General features: G+C 64.8%; 14 protein-coding genes. 7 read left to right on the forward strand and 7 right to left on the reverse strand.

All coding sequences use genetic code 11. From position 1 onward, the window contains the following. Nucleotides 1-84: 84 nt before the first annotated feature. A complete protein-coding gene (locus BW940_RS14385) occupies nt 85-861 on the forward strand; it encodes a hypothetical protein (protein ID WP_076609914.1) in 777 nt (258 codons plus the stop codon). A gap of 4 nt (nt 862-865) precedes the next feature. Here BW940_RS14385 and BW940_RS14390 read toward each other — a convergent pair whose 3' ends face one another. After that, nucleotides 866-1,186 carry a cupin domain-containing protein gene (locus tag BW940_RS14390; protein WP_076610027.1) on the reverse strand — a complete coding sequence of 107 codons (321 nt, stop codon included), beginning with the start codon at nt 1,184-1,186 and terminating at the stop codon, nt 866-868. A 134-nt stretch (nt 1,187-1,320) separates the two neighbouring features. On the opposite strand from BW940_RS14390, the gene hisI reads away from it, so the two are divergent. Together hisI and BW940_RS14400 are read left to right on the forward strand one after the other, a co-directional pair. Further along, a complete protein-coding gene (hisI, locus tag BW940_RS14395; RefSeq protein ID WP_076609915.1) occupies nt 1,321-1,692 on the forward strand; it encodes a phosphoribosyl-AMP cyclohydrolase in 372 nt (123 codons plus the stop codon). 6 nt (nt 1,693-1,698) lie between these two features. Continuing rightward, complete coding sequence (locus BW940_RS14400) at nt 1,699-2,880, forward strand: DUF7118 family protein (RefSeq protein WP_076609916.1); 1,182 nt, start codon at nt 1,699-1,701, stop codon at nt 2,878-2,880. Between the two features lie 93 nt (nt 2,881-2,973). On the opposite strand, the gene glmM is transcribed toward BW940_RS14400, so the two are convergent. After that, nucleotides 2,974-4,338 carry a phosphoglucosamine mutase gene (glmM, locus tag BW940_RS14405; RefSeq protein ID WP_076609917.1) on the reverse strand — a complete coding sequence of 455 codons (1,365 nt, stop codon included), beginning with the start codon at nt 4,336-4,338 and terminating at the stop codon, nt 2,974-2,976. Nucleotides 4,339-4,420: 82 nt separating this feature from the next. On the opposite strand from glmM, the gene BW940_RS14410 reads away from it, so the two are divergent. The 4 genes from BW940_RS14410 (at nt 4,421) to BW940_RS14425 (ending at nt 7,505) form a co-directional block, all read left to right on the forward strand. Then, entirely contained in the window at nt 4,421-5,287 is an 867-nt protein-coding gene (locus tag BW940_RS14410) for an HVO_0234 family beta-propeller protein (RefSeq protein ID WP_076609918.1), read from the forward strand. Nucleotides 5,288-5,334: 47 nt separating this feature from the next. Continuing rightward, complete coding sequence (locus tag BW940_RS14415; RefSeq protein WP_076609919.1) at nt 5,335-5,856, forward strand: hypothetical protein; 522 nt, start codon at nt 5,335-5,337, stop codon at nt 5,854-5,856. Nucleotides 5,857-5,946: 90 nt separating this feature from the next. Further along, nucleotides 5,947-6,801, forward strand: coding sequence for a ribose-phosphate diphosphokinase (locus tag BW940_RS14420; protein ID WP_076609920.1), 855 nt, complete (start codon nt 5,947-5,949; stop codon nt 6,799-6,801). Between the two features lie 161 nt (nt 6,802-6,962). Further along, the gene (locus tag BW940_RS14425) at nt 6,963-7,505 is read left to right on the forward strand and encodes a heme NO-binding domain-containing protein (RefSeq protein WP_076609921.1); all 543 of its coding nucleotides are present in this window, start codon (nt 6,963-6,965) and stop codon (nt 7,503-7,505) included. Nucleotides 7,506-7,557: 52 nt separating this feature from the next. Here the strand turns inward: BW940_RS14425 and BW940_RS14430 are convergent, their stop codons facing one another. The 5 genes from BW940_RS14430 to BW940_RS14455 all read right to left on the reverse strand — a co-directional run bounded on the left by BW940_RS14430 (nt 7,558) and on the right by BW940_RS14455 (nt 15,171). After that, a complete protein-coding gene (locus tag BW940_RS14430) occupies nt 7,558-9,711 on the reverse strand; it encodes a hypothetical protein (protein WP_076609922.1) in 2,154 nt (717 codons plus the stop codon). Between the two features lie 87 nt (nt 9,712-9,798). Continuing rightward, on the reverse strand, nt 9,799-10,776 hold the full coding sequence (locus BW940_RS14435) for a permease (RefSeq protein ID WP_076609923.1): 978 nt from the start codon (nt 10,774-10,776) through the stop codon (nt 9,799-9,801). Then, nucleotides 10,773-11,174 (reverse strand): ArsR/SmtB family transcription factor, encoded by a 402-nt coding sequence (locus BW940_RS14440; protein WP_076609924.1) that lies wholly within the window; start codon nt 11,172-11,174, stop codon nt 10,773-10,775. The genes BW940_RS14435 and BW940_RS14440 overlap by 4 nt, the downstream gene beginning before the upstream one ends. Before the next feature lie 451 nt (nt 11,175-11,625). Then, the gene (ileS, locus tag BW940_RS14450; RefSeq protein ID WP_076609926.1) at nt 11,626-14,838 is read right to left on the reverse strand and encodes an isoleucine--tRNA ligase; all 3,213 of its coding nucleotides are present in this window, start codon (nt 14,836-14,838) and stop codon (nt 11,626-11,628) included. A 93-nt stretch (nt 14,839-14,931) separates the two neighbouring features. Continuing rightward, nucleotides 14,932-15,171 (reverse strand): hypothetical protein, encoded by a 240-nt coding sequence (locus tag BW940_RS14455; RefSeq protein ID WP_076609927.1) that lies wholly within the window; start codon nt 15,169-15,171, stop codon nt 14,932-14,934. Nucleotides 15,172-15,287 lie beyond the last annotated feature (116 nt).

Here is a 15,287-nt window from a genome sequence, read left to right on the forward strand (position 1 = left end):
GGTGCCAAACGCCGGTCGCTCATGGCGGTCGACAGCGCCTGTGTTGGCCGTGCGCTCTTATTAGCTGAGGTCGTAGTGCTGTCAATGCACCACTACGATTCCTCGCGGCTCGCGACCGTTCTCGCGGATCTCCGCGACCGCGGCTACCGGTGTCCGGAGTCGGCCAACGACGAGCTGTCGGCGGTGGCGACCGACGGCGACCACCCAACCGGTGGCCCTGACGACCCGCTGTCGGTCGACCGCGTCCGGGACGTCACACCGCTGTCGCTCGCCAGTCGAATCGCGACCGCCGTCGACGCCGGTCGAACACCGGTGCTCGTCGTCGACACGTGGGGCCTCGAGGACGCACGGGAGATTCTCGGCGAGCCGTTCTTGCTCCGGGGGCGTGTCGACGGCCGTCGCCAGTTTTACTCGACCCCGGAGCGGATTGCGCTGACCGACGGACGCTATGCCTGCGTGCGAACCGACACAGAACCGCAGTGGCGGGAGACGTCGTCGACGGTGACGACCTCGATCGACGACGGCCGTGAGCGGACGCATACCGATGAGCCACGGCTGCTACTCGAGGCCGACAGCTCGGTACAGGCCGTCCTCGAGGCCGGCACGCTGACCTGTTCCGGCCCCGATCCGGAGACGTTTCCCTACCGGTACAGTCGCGGCACGGACAGACGTATCCACGTCTTCGATCAGGATCGCGAAGTCGGTCGCTACGCTGGTATCGCTGCGATGCGCGCCAACGCCTATCGGCCGGTGGCGATGCCGCTGGTGCCCGAACACCACGTCAGAACGGGGGGTCGGCTGGCCCGTAGCGTGACTCTCGCGGTCGTGACGACCGACGGCGTCGCGTACGAACGGCTCTGAGCGCCTACGGTGCGCCCATCAGTACGAATCGACTCTCGGTGTCGCCGTTGTGGATCTGGTGGGTCGCGTCCGGCGGGATTCGGACCGCGTCGCCGTCGGTCATGTCGACTGATTCGTCGTCGATGGTGACCGTCGCTTCGCCTTCCATCAACAGGTAGACTTCTTCGTGTCCTTCCTCCTCGTGGTCGTGTTCTTTCCCCTCCCAGCCGGGCTCGCACTCGACGACGGTGACGCCCATGTGCTCGCAGTTCAGTTCGTCACGGAGGAAATGCATCCCGTTCTGCCCACCGACGTCGCGATAGTTGGTTTTCGTGTAGTCAGCCATCACCGTCTCCTGCCCACACGGATCGTAATAAATGTTGGCTGCAGACTTGCTCGGATCGAACACCGACGGGTCGTTGTCGATTCGCTGACCCTCTCGGCAAAAGACCTATCGCCCCATCGGCCATCCCCTCACGTATGACCGACGACGTTGCGGTCGACTTCGGCGAGAACGGACTCGTCCCCGCCGTTGCACAGGACGCCGACACCGGTGAGGTACTGATGCTCGCGTACGTCTCGCCGGAAGCCTTAGAGCGCACGCGGGAGACGGGGACCGCTCATTATTACTCCCGTAGCCGAGACGAGCTTTGGGAGAAGGGAGCCACAAGTGGCCACACGCAGGATGTCCAGGAGGTCCGGGTCGACTGTGATGCCGACACGCTGCTCTATCTGGTCGACCAGGCAGGCGGCGCGTGCCACACCGGCCACCGGTCGTGTTTCTACCGGACGGTCGACGGCGAGAACGTCGGCGAAAAAGTGTTCGATCCCGACGCCGTCTACGACGACTAATCACCGATGAGCGAACGCGTTCACCACCCTGACGCGGACGCCAGCGACGATGGACAGACGCCACTCGAGGCCCTCGAGGCCGCACGCAAGCGGTTCGCACAGGCCGAGTCGGCGATCGACGACCACGGACGCGAGGCGGTAACCAACGCCGCCAGCGCCTATCGAGACGCGACGGACCTGCTCGAGGCCTACATCGACCGAGCGACGGGGACCGGCCGGGAGAACTTCAAAGCCTACATCGAACTCGAGGGGAAGTTCGACACGCTGGTCACGAGCCTTTCCGACGATCTAAAGGGCCGAACGGCGTTCGAGGACGCCCTCGAGGCGATCGATAAACGCCGGCTCAGCGAATCGGATTTCGAACGCGCCCACGAGGCCCTGGAGCCGGCGGCGCAGTATGCCGAGTTACTCGAGGAACGCGAGACGGCCCGCGAAGCCATTGCCAACGCGCGGACGGCCGCCGCCAAGCGCCGCCGGCAACTCGCGGACGACATCGACGAGCACGAACGGCTGCTCGAACTCGCAACTGCCGATCTCGAGGCCCCCGTCGAGGACCTTCGCGAACCGATCGAGGCGTACAACGACGCGATCGAGTCGGCGTTCGAGGCGTTTCGACTCGAGGCCTCGGCCCGCGAGGTGTTCGCGCTGGTCGATCGCAGCCGCTGGTATCCGTTCGTGCCCTACGAACTGCCGCCGGCGGATCTGGCGACCTACATTCAGGAGGACCCGGCTGGCGAGTACACCATTCCGGAACTGCTCGAGTATGCCGACTACTCCCGGTCGAAACTCTCACATTACGTCGAAAGTGCGGACGAACTCAAACGGAAGGTCGCAACCCAGCAGACGTATCTCGATGGGATCGACGCCGAGCCACTGACGATTTCGTGGCCGCCGGCCGAAGCGGGGGTGCTGCAGCGAAAGATACGCGAGATCCGTCCGTTCGTGGCTCGTGTCGCCGACGAGGACGTCGTCGCCCAACTCCGCTCGCTCCGACGGCTCACGACCGACCCCGAGTTCGACTACGATCGGCTGCAGACCGCCGCGCAGGCCGTCGACCAGCTCACCCCCGACGAACGCGAGCGGCTGGCCGACGGTCGGATCGCGGACGAACTCGAGGCGTTACGGCGCGAACGGGACGCACTCGAGGACGCACTCGAGGACGCACTCGAGGTTGAGGATCCGGTCTGACAACCTGGGCGTTCGTGGCGTCTCGTGCTCGTCAGTCCAGTGCCGGGCTGAGACGTGTTCGGTGGGGGCAATCTGCCCTCGAGAGCATCCTAGTTAGGCGTTAGCTTTCGCCTCGGACAGCGTCTCGTATAGCTCGTCGGCCAGTTCGCGAGCGCGTTCGGTGTCGCGGGCCTCGGCGTAGACCCGGACGAGCGGTTCGGTGCCGGAGGGGCGGGCCAGCACCCACGCGTCGCCGTGGTCCAGTCGGTAGCCGTCGCGGGTGTTGAGGTCGGCGTCGGACGACTGGGCGTGGTTTGCAGCGGCATCCAACATCGCGTCGCGTTCGGCCGTCGATTCGTACTCGAGGTTGTGTCTGACGTTCGCGTAGCCGTCGTAGGGGGCGACGATCTCGCTGACCGGGCGTTCGGCGACGAGTTCGAGAAACCGGGCTGCGGTGAACGCGCCGTCCCGCGTGAGCCGAAACGACGGGAAGAAGATCCCGCCGTTGCCCTCGCCCGCGATCGGTACTCGCTTGCCGTTGGCCTCGAGTTCCTCGATCCGGGTGATGATGTTCGTCGAGCCGATCGGGGTGAGCTCGAGTTCGGCCCCGACGTCGCCCACGACGTCGACCAGCCGCTGGGAGACGTTGACCGCCGAGACGGTCGTATCGCCGGCCTCGAGTTCGGCGGCGGCGAGTGCTGCAAGCGTCGCGTCGCCCTGGACGTACGCACCGGTTTCGTCGAAGAAGATGGCGCGGTCGGCGTCACCGTCGTGAGCGATGCCGATGTCGGCGTCGGTGGCCCGGACCAGTTGGCCCAGGTCCTCGAGGTTGTCCGGGACGGGTTCGGGGTTGCGCCCGGGGAACTTGCCGTCGGGCTGGCCGTTGACGGTGACGACGCGACAGCCGAGCTGCCGGAAGAACTCGGGGCTCGTGAGCGCGCCGGCACCGTGGCCGGGATCGAGCGCAACCGTCAGGTCGGCGTCGGCGATCGGTTCTCGGTCGACCGCCGCGAGCAGTTCGTCGACGTACGTCTCTTTGACGCCGTCGATCGTCCGGGACCGACCGGTCTCGTCCCACGGGGCGACTGTGAACGCTTCTGCGAGGAGTACCTCTTCGATCTGCTCGAGTTCCGAGACGACGAGTTCGATCCCGTCGCTGCCGACGAGTTTGACACCGTTGTACTGGGGCGGGTTGTGCGACGCGGTGATCATTATGACGGGGACGCCTTCCCGTTCGGCGTAGGACTGTGCCCCCGGTGTCGGAACGATTCCGATCCGATCGACGTCGGTTCCCGTACTCGCCAGCCCGCTTGCGGCCGCATCAGCGAGCATCCGTCCCGTGTACCGCGTGTCGCGTGCGATAGCAACCCGATCGGCTCCCCAGGCCGTTCCTGCCGCTTTCGCGACGCGCAGGACGAACGCAGGCGTCAGCTCTTCGTTGGCGACGCCCCGTGTCCCGCTTGATCCGAACACTTGCATTAGTCGCTAGTCCGCGTGGCCACCTCAAAGGGATTCCGGAGCAGACAGAACGCTTTCGGGGTGGGGTCTCCGACGGCTACGTATGCACTCGATCGAGGAGAAACGCGTCTACGGCGATCGCGAGGGAGCCATCGAGGCCTACGTCTCGAGTTCGATCGGCGTCGTCCGTGTCCGTGTCGCCGACGACACTGTCGGCGAGTTCGGCCTCTGTGACCGCTGTACCGCCCGCGATATCGCGGCGGCCGATGGTGTCGTCGCAATCGCAACCGACGAAGACGTTCGGCTGTTGAGCCTCCCCGACGAGCGCGACGAGTCTAGCGGTGAGACCGTCGTCGAAACCGGGTTCGGCCCCGCGGTCGCCGTCGGCGCTGACGACACCGGACTACTCGCAGCCAGTCCCGACGGCGAGGTCGCCCGACTGGAGGGTGGTGTGCCGTCTGATAACGGCGACTGGGTGCCACTCGAGAGCGACGGCGTCGCGACGGTTCGGGCGATCGATGGCGACCTCGTCGGCACCGACAGCGGTGTCTACCGTGTCCACGAGGATGGACTCGACCACGCCGGCCTCACGGACGTCCGGGACGTCTCTGCGGCCGGTGTTCCACTCGCTGCCACCGCAGACGGACTCTACAAACTCGGTAACGGCTGGATGAAAGTCCTTGAGGGTGACTTCGAGACCGTCGCCGCGGACCCGCAGACCGAACCGGGGCGACTCGCGCGGGCTCACGCGGTCTCCGGAGCGACGGTCTACGCGTACAGCGAGGACGGCTGGCAGGAGTACGATCGCTCGAGTGCGTCCATCGTCGGCATCGGCTACGGGCAAACGTGCTATGCCGTGACCGAACGGGGCACGTTCCTCTCGGCCACACCGGACGACGACAACGGCCAGTGGCGGTCGCGAACGATCGGTGTGGGCGACGTCACGGGGCTCGCTATTCCCAGATACTGAGCCGCCTGCCGGACAGTTTAACTATCCTGAATTCGTTCGCTCCGAACATGAGCGACTTGCCACGCCGCCGACTCCTCGCCGTTACCGGGACTGCCCTGACCGGTGCCGTCGCTGGCTGTTCCGGCAGCGATGACGATCCCACCGAGGACGACGACGCGGACCCTGATGATGAACCCGATGTTGAACCCACTGAAACGGGCAGTACGACCGACGTCGAGGGAACGATCCTCGGCGAGATTACGATCGACAACGTGGATGAGACCGCTCACACGGTCGACGTCATCGTCGAGTTCGACCGGGAGATCGAAGCCTGGGAGACCACGGCACTCGAGGCAAACGAAACCGTCACGCTCGAGCGCAGCTGGTCGACGGATCCGGGCCAGGTTCGCGTGACGGCACGACTCGACCACGGCGAGCCGGTTGCAGTCACCCCTGCGAGGTGGAACGAACCCGACTGTCTCAACCTCTACGTGCGAATCGACCGTGAGGACGAGCTGGCGTTCCTGAGCGACACCGGTAGTGGTCCTTGTGGCGACGGCGACGCCGATATCGACGACGCCGAGGCGTGACTGTCTGCGACGGAATCACGACACTGCCAGTCACTCACGGTGGACGCGAGAACGAAAACGGGTTTTATCCTCCGTCCTGTCCACTCGAGTATGACCACGATCGTCAGCGGCGCTGACTCACAGACGCTTGCCGCTGCGCTTGCCCGTGAACTCGAGGTATCGCTCGCCATAGCCGAGTACGACCGGTTTCCGGACGGCGAACGGCTCGCTGCTGTCCCCAACTTCGACGACGACCGCGCGATCGTCGTCGCTTCGACCGTCTCGAGCGACGCCCATATCGAACTGCTCCAGTTACAGGACGCCGTCCGGGAAGCCGGGGCCGAGGAGGTCGTTACCGTCCTGCCGTATATGGGCTACGGCCGCCAGGACAAGGCGTTCGAGGCGGGCCATCCGATCTCCGCCCGCGCGGTCGCCCGAGCCATCTCGACCGGTGCGGATCGCGTGCTGACCGTCACGCCTCACGAGGAATCGGTGTGTGAGTTCTTCGAGCCGACGGCGACCGCCGTCGACGCGGCCGGCCGACTCGCCGAGCCGCTTCCCGCCGACCTCGAGGACCCCGTCTTCCTCTCGCCCGACGCGGGCGCGATCGAGCTCGCCGAAACGGTTCGGGACGCCTACGGCGGCGGCGAAACGGACTACTTCGAGAAGACACGCCACTCCGGCACCGACGTCGAGATCACGCCGAGCGATGTCGACGTGGCCGGCCGCGACGTCGTCGTTGCGGACGACATTATCGCGACGGGTTCGACGATGAGTGAATCCGTCTCCGTCCTGCAAGACCGTGGCGTCGGCCGCGTGTTCCTCACCTGCGTTCACCCGCTGCTCGCCGATAACGCAGTGACGAAACTCTCTCGAGCCGGTGTCGAGGCGATCTACGGCACGGATACGATCGAACGACCGGTGAGTGCCGTCTCGGTCGCGCCAGCGATCGCCGACCAGCTCTGAGCGATCGCGACGTGGCGGTGCTCGAGTGGGTGTAACTGTTAAGTCATTCTGTGTAACAGTCTTACAAAGCGACCATTCGGTCCGGACTGCTGGTGTCCTGTCAGGGGGTGCTCGAGTAACCGGCCGTCGTCCGTGGGGGCAACCGAAGGGAGTGAGACCTGATGCACGGAATCATCCACAAAACACTCGAAAAGTACGTCATGGCAAAGACCGACGAGGAGACATGGGCCTCAATTGTCGACCAAGCCGACATCGAGCCCACGTTGTATCTCTCTGTCTCGTCGTACGACGATGCCGAAATCGAGGCCATCCTCGAGACGCTCTCGTCGCTGGCTGTCCAGGATCGCCGGCAGATCGAACGCGATTTCGGCCGAACGCTCGCCCCCGAACTCCTGTCGACGTTCGCCGCGCACGTTCGCGACGATGGGGACCTGTTCGCCGTCCTCGAGCGTCTCGAGTCGATCGTCGAGAGCGTCGACACGACGGCGAACGCGACCGCGGTGCCTGTCGTTTCGGGAACCCGTGAGTCACCTGACTCCGTTCGTGTGACCTATCGAACGCACCGGGAGCCGTGTTACTGCGGGATGGCACAGGGAGTTCTCGAGGGGATGGTCGATGCGTTCGAGACGGACGCGACAGTTACCGAACTATCGTGTCCCGCCGACGGTGACCGGACGTGTGTGTTTCGGGTGGAACGCGCCTAATTGCACCGCCAGTGACGGACGGCTCGATGTGCTGCCGGGTGCTCGAGAGCCGTTATCGCTGTCGACCGAGCAGCGCAACTGCGAGTGCCATTGCGAGCGCGACACCGCCGGCGATGACGCCGAAGCCGGGAATCGACTCGAGTCCCTCGAGTGCGCCGCCGACAGTGACCGTTGCTGACTGCCCGCCAGCGGCGACCTCGTAGCGGCCCTCGTCGTCGAACCGGAGCTGTACCTCGACGAGTCCGGTTTCGCCGGGGGCGAGCGCGATCGGCTGTCCGGTGGCGGTCTCAACGGATGTCCGGAACTCGAGTGTGCCCGCAGCGGGACGGTTGCCACTGGCTGTGACCGTCGCGGTCACGGTCACTGCCTCACCGGGCTCGACACTGTCGGGAGTGACGGCCAGCTCGGTCACGGTCAGACTCGAGGCCGAACGAACGACCACCGTCAGTCGATCCGAGCCGAGTCGAACGTCGTAAACGCCGGGTTCCGTCGGCGTCCACGACAGCGTCTCGGTCGCCCGCTCGCCACTCTCGAGATGGCGCTGGGTGCCATCGACGATCTCACCGCCGGCCTGCAGGCTCACATCGGCGGTGCCGGCTCGCTCATCGACGTTTTCCATCGTGACTGGGACCGTGACGCGCTCGCCGGCCGGTACCGCCAGCACCCCGCGGTCGGTCCCGCTGTCGGGGTCCCAACGGTCATCGAGGCCGTCGATGTCGCTGCGGTCCCAGCGCTCCCACGGCTGGTCGCCGACCGTAATCGGGGCCGAGCCGAGTCCGTACTCGATAGTCGCCCCCGACTGGTCGAACGCGGCGCTGTGCTCGACCCGATTCCATAGCTCCGGTGTTTCCGTAGTTCGCGTGTATCGCTCGGCGTGGTCTCGTATCTCGGCGTTCCCAACCGTCTCGAGTGCCGCCAGCACGTCGGCCTCGCTCACCTGCTCGTCCTGGGCGTTTAGCGACCGGAACACGTCGTCGAGACTGCGGTCGCCGTCGGTCGCCAGCCGCACCTGTCGATCCAGCTCGCCGTACACCAGCGCCCCTTTCAGGTAGTTCGTGTTGTCCTCGCCCCAGGTCGTCGGGTCGGCGAGGACGCCGTCCGCAGCGGGCGACTCCGTGCCTCGCTCGAGGAATCGATTGAACTCATCAAACGAGACCAATCCCTGTTCGTACGCGAGCAGGCCGGCGTAGTACTCCGCCTGGGCCTCGACGAGCCACTCGCTGTCGGCCGTCGTCCCGACGTTCGGGTTGGCAAACCGCTGTCGGACGTGGACGTACTCGTGCAGCCAGACGTTTGTCGCCTCCTCGAGCGGCGCGTCGGCGACGACCCACGCGTCAGTCGGGCCGTACTGCAGCCCCCGTGGCCCCCAGTCGACGTCGCTCGGGGCGGCGATAATGAGGGTCTCGGCGGGGCTCGAGCCAACGTCGAGTCGCTGGTTCGCGGCCTCGAGGGCGTCGAGGACGGCCGCCGGCCGTTCGTGCAGGTCGGCCGCGTCGGGGACGGCCAGCCTGATCGTCTCCCCATCGACGCTCCGTTCGTGTTCGGTCACCGGCCCGAAGACGGCCATTTTGCTCCCGGCTACGCCGGGGCCATCGACGGTAACTGTCTCCTCGATGCCGATCGGGCCGGGCGTGGTCGTCCGAAACGAGAGACCGACGCTGGGCACCTGCACGATCCCCCACTCGCCGGTCTCGATGAACGTGTAGCCACGCTCCTGCGTGGGTGTTGTCACCGTCGCCGTGGCTGATCCGTGTTGCTCCTGTCCGTCGGTCGCCCGCGTCTGTGCGTGGCCGTCGACCGTTCCCGTTCGATTCGCCGGCATCGAAAACCGGATGCTCGGCTCGTCGGTCGATTCGGTCCACCGGTACGTTCCCTCGCCGGTCGCCTCGAAGCCCTCAGCGGCGCGGACGTCAGCTTCTGATCCGAGGTCGACCTCGAGGCCGGTCATCGGCTCCGGCACGTCGAACGTCATCGTCGTCTCGAACGTCCCCGGCTGAGCCGGTCGCTGTCGGAGTTCTGTCGTCCGATGGAGGACGTCGTTTTCACCGGCTAAACTGGTCGAGTCGCCGCTTACGGTGGGCGCGATCGATGGGGCGACACCACTGGGTCCGGACTCGGGCGCTGTCGTCGACACCCCAACGACACCGGCCGGGACGGCCCCGAGCAACACCACGACGACGAGACAGACGGCGACTCGAGTAGTCACTACCCTGCTCTGGCGAGTCAGCGATTATGACTGTTACGACGTGGAGATGTTCGGAAAACCCTGCACTGCGATCGAAACGCGCTGTCGTTAGAGCAGGCCAGCCAGCACCGTATTGAACAGCACGCCGACGGTGATTCCGATCGTCACAACGGTGCTGGCATAGACCGCCAGCAGTCGCCGTTCGAAGAGCTTGTTCAACAGGATCAGGTTCGGGATGCTGATCCCAGCGCCACCGATGACAAACGCGATCACTGTCCCGATGGGAATCCCCTGTTCGGCCAGCGAGTGGGCGATTGGCAGCATGCCGCTGATGCTCACGTAGATCGGTGCGCCGGCCAGTGCGGCCATCGGCGTCGCGAGCGGATTCGACGGCCCGGCGATCCGCTGGAGAAACGCCTCCGGAACCGCACCGTGGATGAGCGCCCCGATCGTGATCCCGATGATGATGTAGGGAAGCGTATCCCAGAAAAACGACAGCGCCCCGCGACCGGCTTCGGAAACCCGCTCTCGGTGTGATCGCGTGGCCGAGCCCGAGCCGCTACACGCACAGCTTGCGCCGCCAGTTGTCGTCCCGCCGTCGGTCGTAATCTCACGTCCGCCTGCCGTGATGCGAACGTCTTTAATGTAGTTTTCGAGATCGAGCGTGCCGATGACGATGCCACCAACGATCGCCGCGGACAGCGCCGTCACGACGTAGGCGACGGTCACGCTGGCCCCGAAGAGCCCGAACAGCAGGATGACGGCGATCCAGTTGACGATCGGCGAGGCGAGCAGAAACGAGAACGCGAGACCGATCGGCGCACCCGCACCGAGCAAGCCGGCGAGGACCGGCACCGTCGAACACGAACAGAACGGCGTTACCGCCCCAAGTCCAGCGGCGAGGACGTTCCCGCTCCCGTGGTCTCGAGACCGAAGCATCGCCTCGACTCGCTCCGGTGGGAGATACTCCTGTGCGAGGCCGACGAGAAACGATGCGCCGACGAACAGCGGGGCGAGGATGAGCGCCAGATGGACGAAGTACTCGGCGGAATCGACCAGCGCCGTCTCGTAGCCGGCGGGGATCATTGTTCGTCTTCACCCAGCGCGGCGGCGAGATTGAGTACCTGGAGACTCGCCGTATCCGCGATTCGGTAGTAGGTCCACTTTCCTTCTTTGCGGGTGCGAACGATACCGGCCTCGCGGAGCTTTGAGAGGTGGGAGCCGACGGTCGACTGTGGCGCATCGAGAATCGTCTCGAGTTCACAGGCACACAACTCGCCATCCCGGAGCGCCTCGATGATCCGAAGTCGCTTTTCGTTCGCGAGCGCCTTGAAAACAGTCAGCTCACTGTCGATTACGTCGTCGCTGACCCTCCGGTTTGCTGGAAACGTCCCCGCACAGCAGGCTCCCTCGCTCATCCGATTGATCGTCCCGCTTGCCGATTCGCTCGGTCCGTCCCCGTCGAGTCCAGGCTGATCAGTCATCGTCGCTCGAGTCGAGTTCTTCGATCTCGACGCCACAGCAACAGTCGTCGTCCGTTTCGTCCGTGTCGCGTCCAAGGATGCGATCGAGTAGTCCCATACATATCGAAAAAGTCCGATTCGACTTAACCGTTTTGCTCGAGTCGAGCTGATTCGAGACGGATTCCCAAGTGAGAGCACTGCCTGCGTTCTGGCGTATCCTACGAAAACGGTCGTTATCGCGGGTATCGTCCCGAGTCGATTGCCACTCTCGAGTGGTCGACACACCGAAGTCGTCTCGGAGAATCTCTTGCATCGAGCGTTTACGATTCGAACTATCTCGATGGGAGACGCCGGGTTGCGCTCAAAGCAGTTGCTCTCGAGTACGGTATCGATTCGAATCGGCCCTGACTGGGGCGAAAAACGAGCGTTCGTGAGTGTTACTTCGACGCTTCCGAGTCGCTAGCGGTGGTGCTTAGTCCGACGCTTCCGCAGCCGCCAGCGGCTCGACTGCGATTTCCATCGTCACGCCTTCGACCTCCCACTCCTTGCGGTTGCCGGTATCGACCTCGAGGTCGCCCAGTTCGTCGGCGCGAACCTCCTCGCGGATGAGATCCTCGCGCTCGCCGACGAGGTCGGCCACGCGGTCGTCGTCGATCGACAGGTCCAGTGCGATCCGTTCTTCGACGTCTAAGTCGAGGTCCTTGCGCATCTCCTGGACGCGGCGGATGACCTCCCGGGCGTAGCCCTCGCTCTCGATGTCCACGGTTAGCGAGGCGTCGACGTAGACGACACCGCGGTCGTCGTTGTCGAGGCCGAACGCGGTGCCGGCGACGCCGTCGGGTGTCTCGGTAACAAAGGAGACCATTGCCTCGGTGATCGACTCGCCGTCTTCGAGTACGTCTTCGACGGCATCCTCGAGTGCCTCGAGGGTCGTCTCCTCGATACGGGCCTCGTTGAGTGCGGTCATGACCTCGCCGGCGCGGCCACCGAAGGCCGGCCCGAGCTCGCTCATATCGGCTTCGGCGCTGTAGTCGAGTTCGCCCCACTGGCTGTCCGGCGAGACGAGTTCGATCTCGCGAGCGTTGAGCCGCTCCTCGAGCAGCGTGGTGTGTCGTTCGACGGCCTCGACCACGCGCTGGTCGTCGGCAGCGACGACGACGCGCGGGACGGGCCAGCGCAGCTTGCGGCCGGCCTGCTGGCGCGCGTTCGCGCCGGCTTCCTCGATCGCTCGCAAGAGCGCGACGTCCTCCTCGAGCTGTTCGTCGACCCAGTACTCCTCGACGGCCGGCCAGTCTTCCATGTGGACGGTGTCGTGGCCGTCCTCGCCGGTGAGCGTGCCGTAGATTTCTTCGGTGACGAACGGCGCGTACGGGGCGAGCAGGGCGACGCTCTCCCGAAGCACCCGGTAGATCGTCGCGTAGGCGGCCTGCTTGGAGGCGCTGTCCTCTTCCTCCCACATGCGCTCGCGGACGGCCTGCACGTAGAACCGGGAGACATCCTCGACGACGAACTCGAGGAGTGCCTCGAGCGCGCGGTCCTGACGGAACTCTTCGAAGTGCTCGGTCATCTCGTCTTTGGTGGACTGCAGCCGAGCGAGGATCCACTCGTCGACGAGTTCAAGATCGTCATCGACGCTTTCGAGGTCCGTCTCGGTCGGATCGAAGCCGTCCAGGCGCATGTACGGCAGCGGGAAGCGGAAGACGTTCCACAGCGTCCGGAGGTGGTTTTCCATCGTGCCCATCTCGTCCCACGAGAAGCGCATGTCGTCACCCTGTGGGTTCGCCGAGAGCAGGAACATGCGCATCGCGTCGGAGCCGTGGCGTTCGATCGCCGTGTCGGGCTCGACGACGTTACCGACGGATTTCGACATCTTGCGGCCGTCTTCGTCTAAGGCGTGGCCGTGCATCAGGACCTTATCGTATGGCACCTCGCCCATCGCGGCGGTGCCCATCCCCAGCTGGGACCAGAACCAGCCGCGGGTCTGGTCGTGGGCCTCGAGGATGAAGTCGGCGGGCCAGAGCTCGTCGAACGTGCTGTCGTCGGATGGGAAGTCAAGGGTGCCCCACGACGCCACGGAGGAGTCGAGCCAGACGTCGAAAACGTCGGGAACACGGGTGTAGGTGGTCCCGTCCTGGGTGATGGTGAGGTCGTCGACGGTGTCCTTGTGGAGATCGACGGCCTCGGAATCGACGTCCTGGTCGACCTGGTCGGCGAGTTCCTCGCGCGTCGCGATGACGATCATGTCCTCGTCGTCGTCCCGATCCTCGGGCGTCCAGACCGGCAGCGGGATGCCCCAGTAGCGCTGGCGCGAGACGTTCCAGTCTGGAGCCTCTTCGACGAAATCCCGGAAGCGGTTGTCGCGAGCCCATTGTGGGTACCACTCGCTGTCCTCGATGTTGTCGAGGAGTTCGTCTTTGACGTCCGTGATCGTGATGAACCACTGCTCGGTGACGATCTGAAGGATACCCGTATCACATCGCCAGCAGTGGCCGTAGCTGTGGTCGACCGTGCCCGACGCGAGCAGCGCGCCGTTGGCCTCGAGGTCGGCCATGATCTTGTCGTCGGCCTCCTTGACGAACTGGCCCTCGTACGTGCCGGCCTCGTCGGTGTAGACGCCGTCGCCGCCGACGGGACAGAAGATCGGCAAGCCGAGCTCGGTCCCGCGCTCGAAGTCCTCTTCACCGTGGCCGGGCGCGGAGTGAACAAGTCCGGTACCGTCGCCGTGGGTGTCGACGTACTCGCCGGTATACACTTCGAACACGCCGTCGCCGTCGACGTGGTCGGGCACCTCTTCGGCGAGCGGGTGCTCGTACGTCCAGCCGAGCAGGTCCTCGCCGGTCAGCTCTTCGACGACCTCGTACTCCTCGTAGCGCCCCTCTTTGAGGACCTCCTCGTGTTTGGCCTCGGCGACGTACAGCAGTTCCTCTTTACCGTCTTTTTCGGCGCGCACGCCGACGTAGTCACCCTCCTCGTCGACGGCGACGAACGTGTTCGCCGGAATCGTCCACGGGGTCGTCGTCCAGATGACGATCGAACCCTCGCGGTCGGTGAGGTCGAATTTGACGTAGATCGAGGGGTCCTCGACGTCCTCGTACTCGACTTCGTTGTTCGCGATTGCGGTCTCACAGCGCGGACACTGCGAGATCGACCGGTGGCCTTTCTCGACTAGGCCGCGGTCGGCGGCCTTCGAGAAGCCCCACCAGGCGGCTTCCATGTACTCGGGGCTGACCGTCCGGTACGGATTGTCCCAGTCCATCCAGACGCCGAAGGATTTGAAATCGGACTGGAGGCCCTCGAGTTGCTCATCGGCGTAGTCCTTACACTCCTGGATGAAGTTCTCCTCGCCGAACTCCTCGATGTCTTTCTTGTTCTCGAAGCCGAGTTTCTCCTCGACTTTGGTCTCGATCGGGAGTCCGTGCATGTCATAGCCCGGCCGGTCGGTGACGTCGTACCCCTGCATGCGCAGGAAGCGGATGTAGACGTCTTTGAGGGACTTGTTCCAGGTCGTCCCCATGTGTGCCGATCCCGACGTGTACGGCGGGCCGTCGACGAAAAAGAACGATTCACCGTCGGAGCGATGCTCGACCGTCTGCTCGTAGGCGTCGACGTCGTCCCAGTAGTCGAACACCCGCTGCTCTAGGGCGTGGGGGTCGTACTGGTCGTCGACCTCGCCGAACCTGCTCATATGCCACTCCACTCACTCCGTGATTAAAGGGGAATCGGTCCTGCAGGCGGCGTCGCTACCGAGTCGGCGAGTCGAAAACAGTCGCGTTCGCTACTATACAGTGCTGAGCAACCGCATAGCGACTTTCTTGTAGCCGATCCCGTAGACGCCGCCGTAGAGCATGACCACGCCGATCGCGGCGAGCCAGAGGCCGACCATCGCCTCGCCTGCACCGAGGTGTTGCAGGCTCGCGTATTCGGCGGCGATCCCGCCTGCGGTTAGCGCGCCACCGAGAATCGTGTAGACGATCATCGGGAGCAGTTCTGAGAGGAGTTCCGGTGTAGCCGATCCCATTACCACTGAGAAGCCACTCAGCCACTGTAAATCTGTCCCCTCAATTGGGACTCGAGTGAATCGATGAGCCAGGTCTCACGAAGCGAGTCGGTCCACGGTGCTGAAGGGACCGATAT

This window comes from Natronorubrum thiooxidans, from assembly GCF_900156475.1.
Lineage (GTDB): Archaea > Halobacteriota > Halobacteria > Halobacteriales > Natrialbaceae > Natronorubrum > Natronorubrum thiooxidans.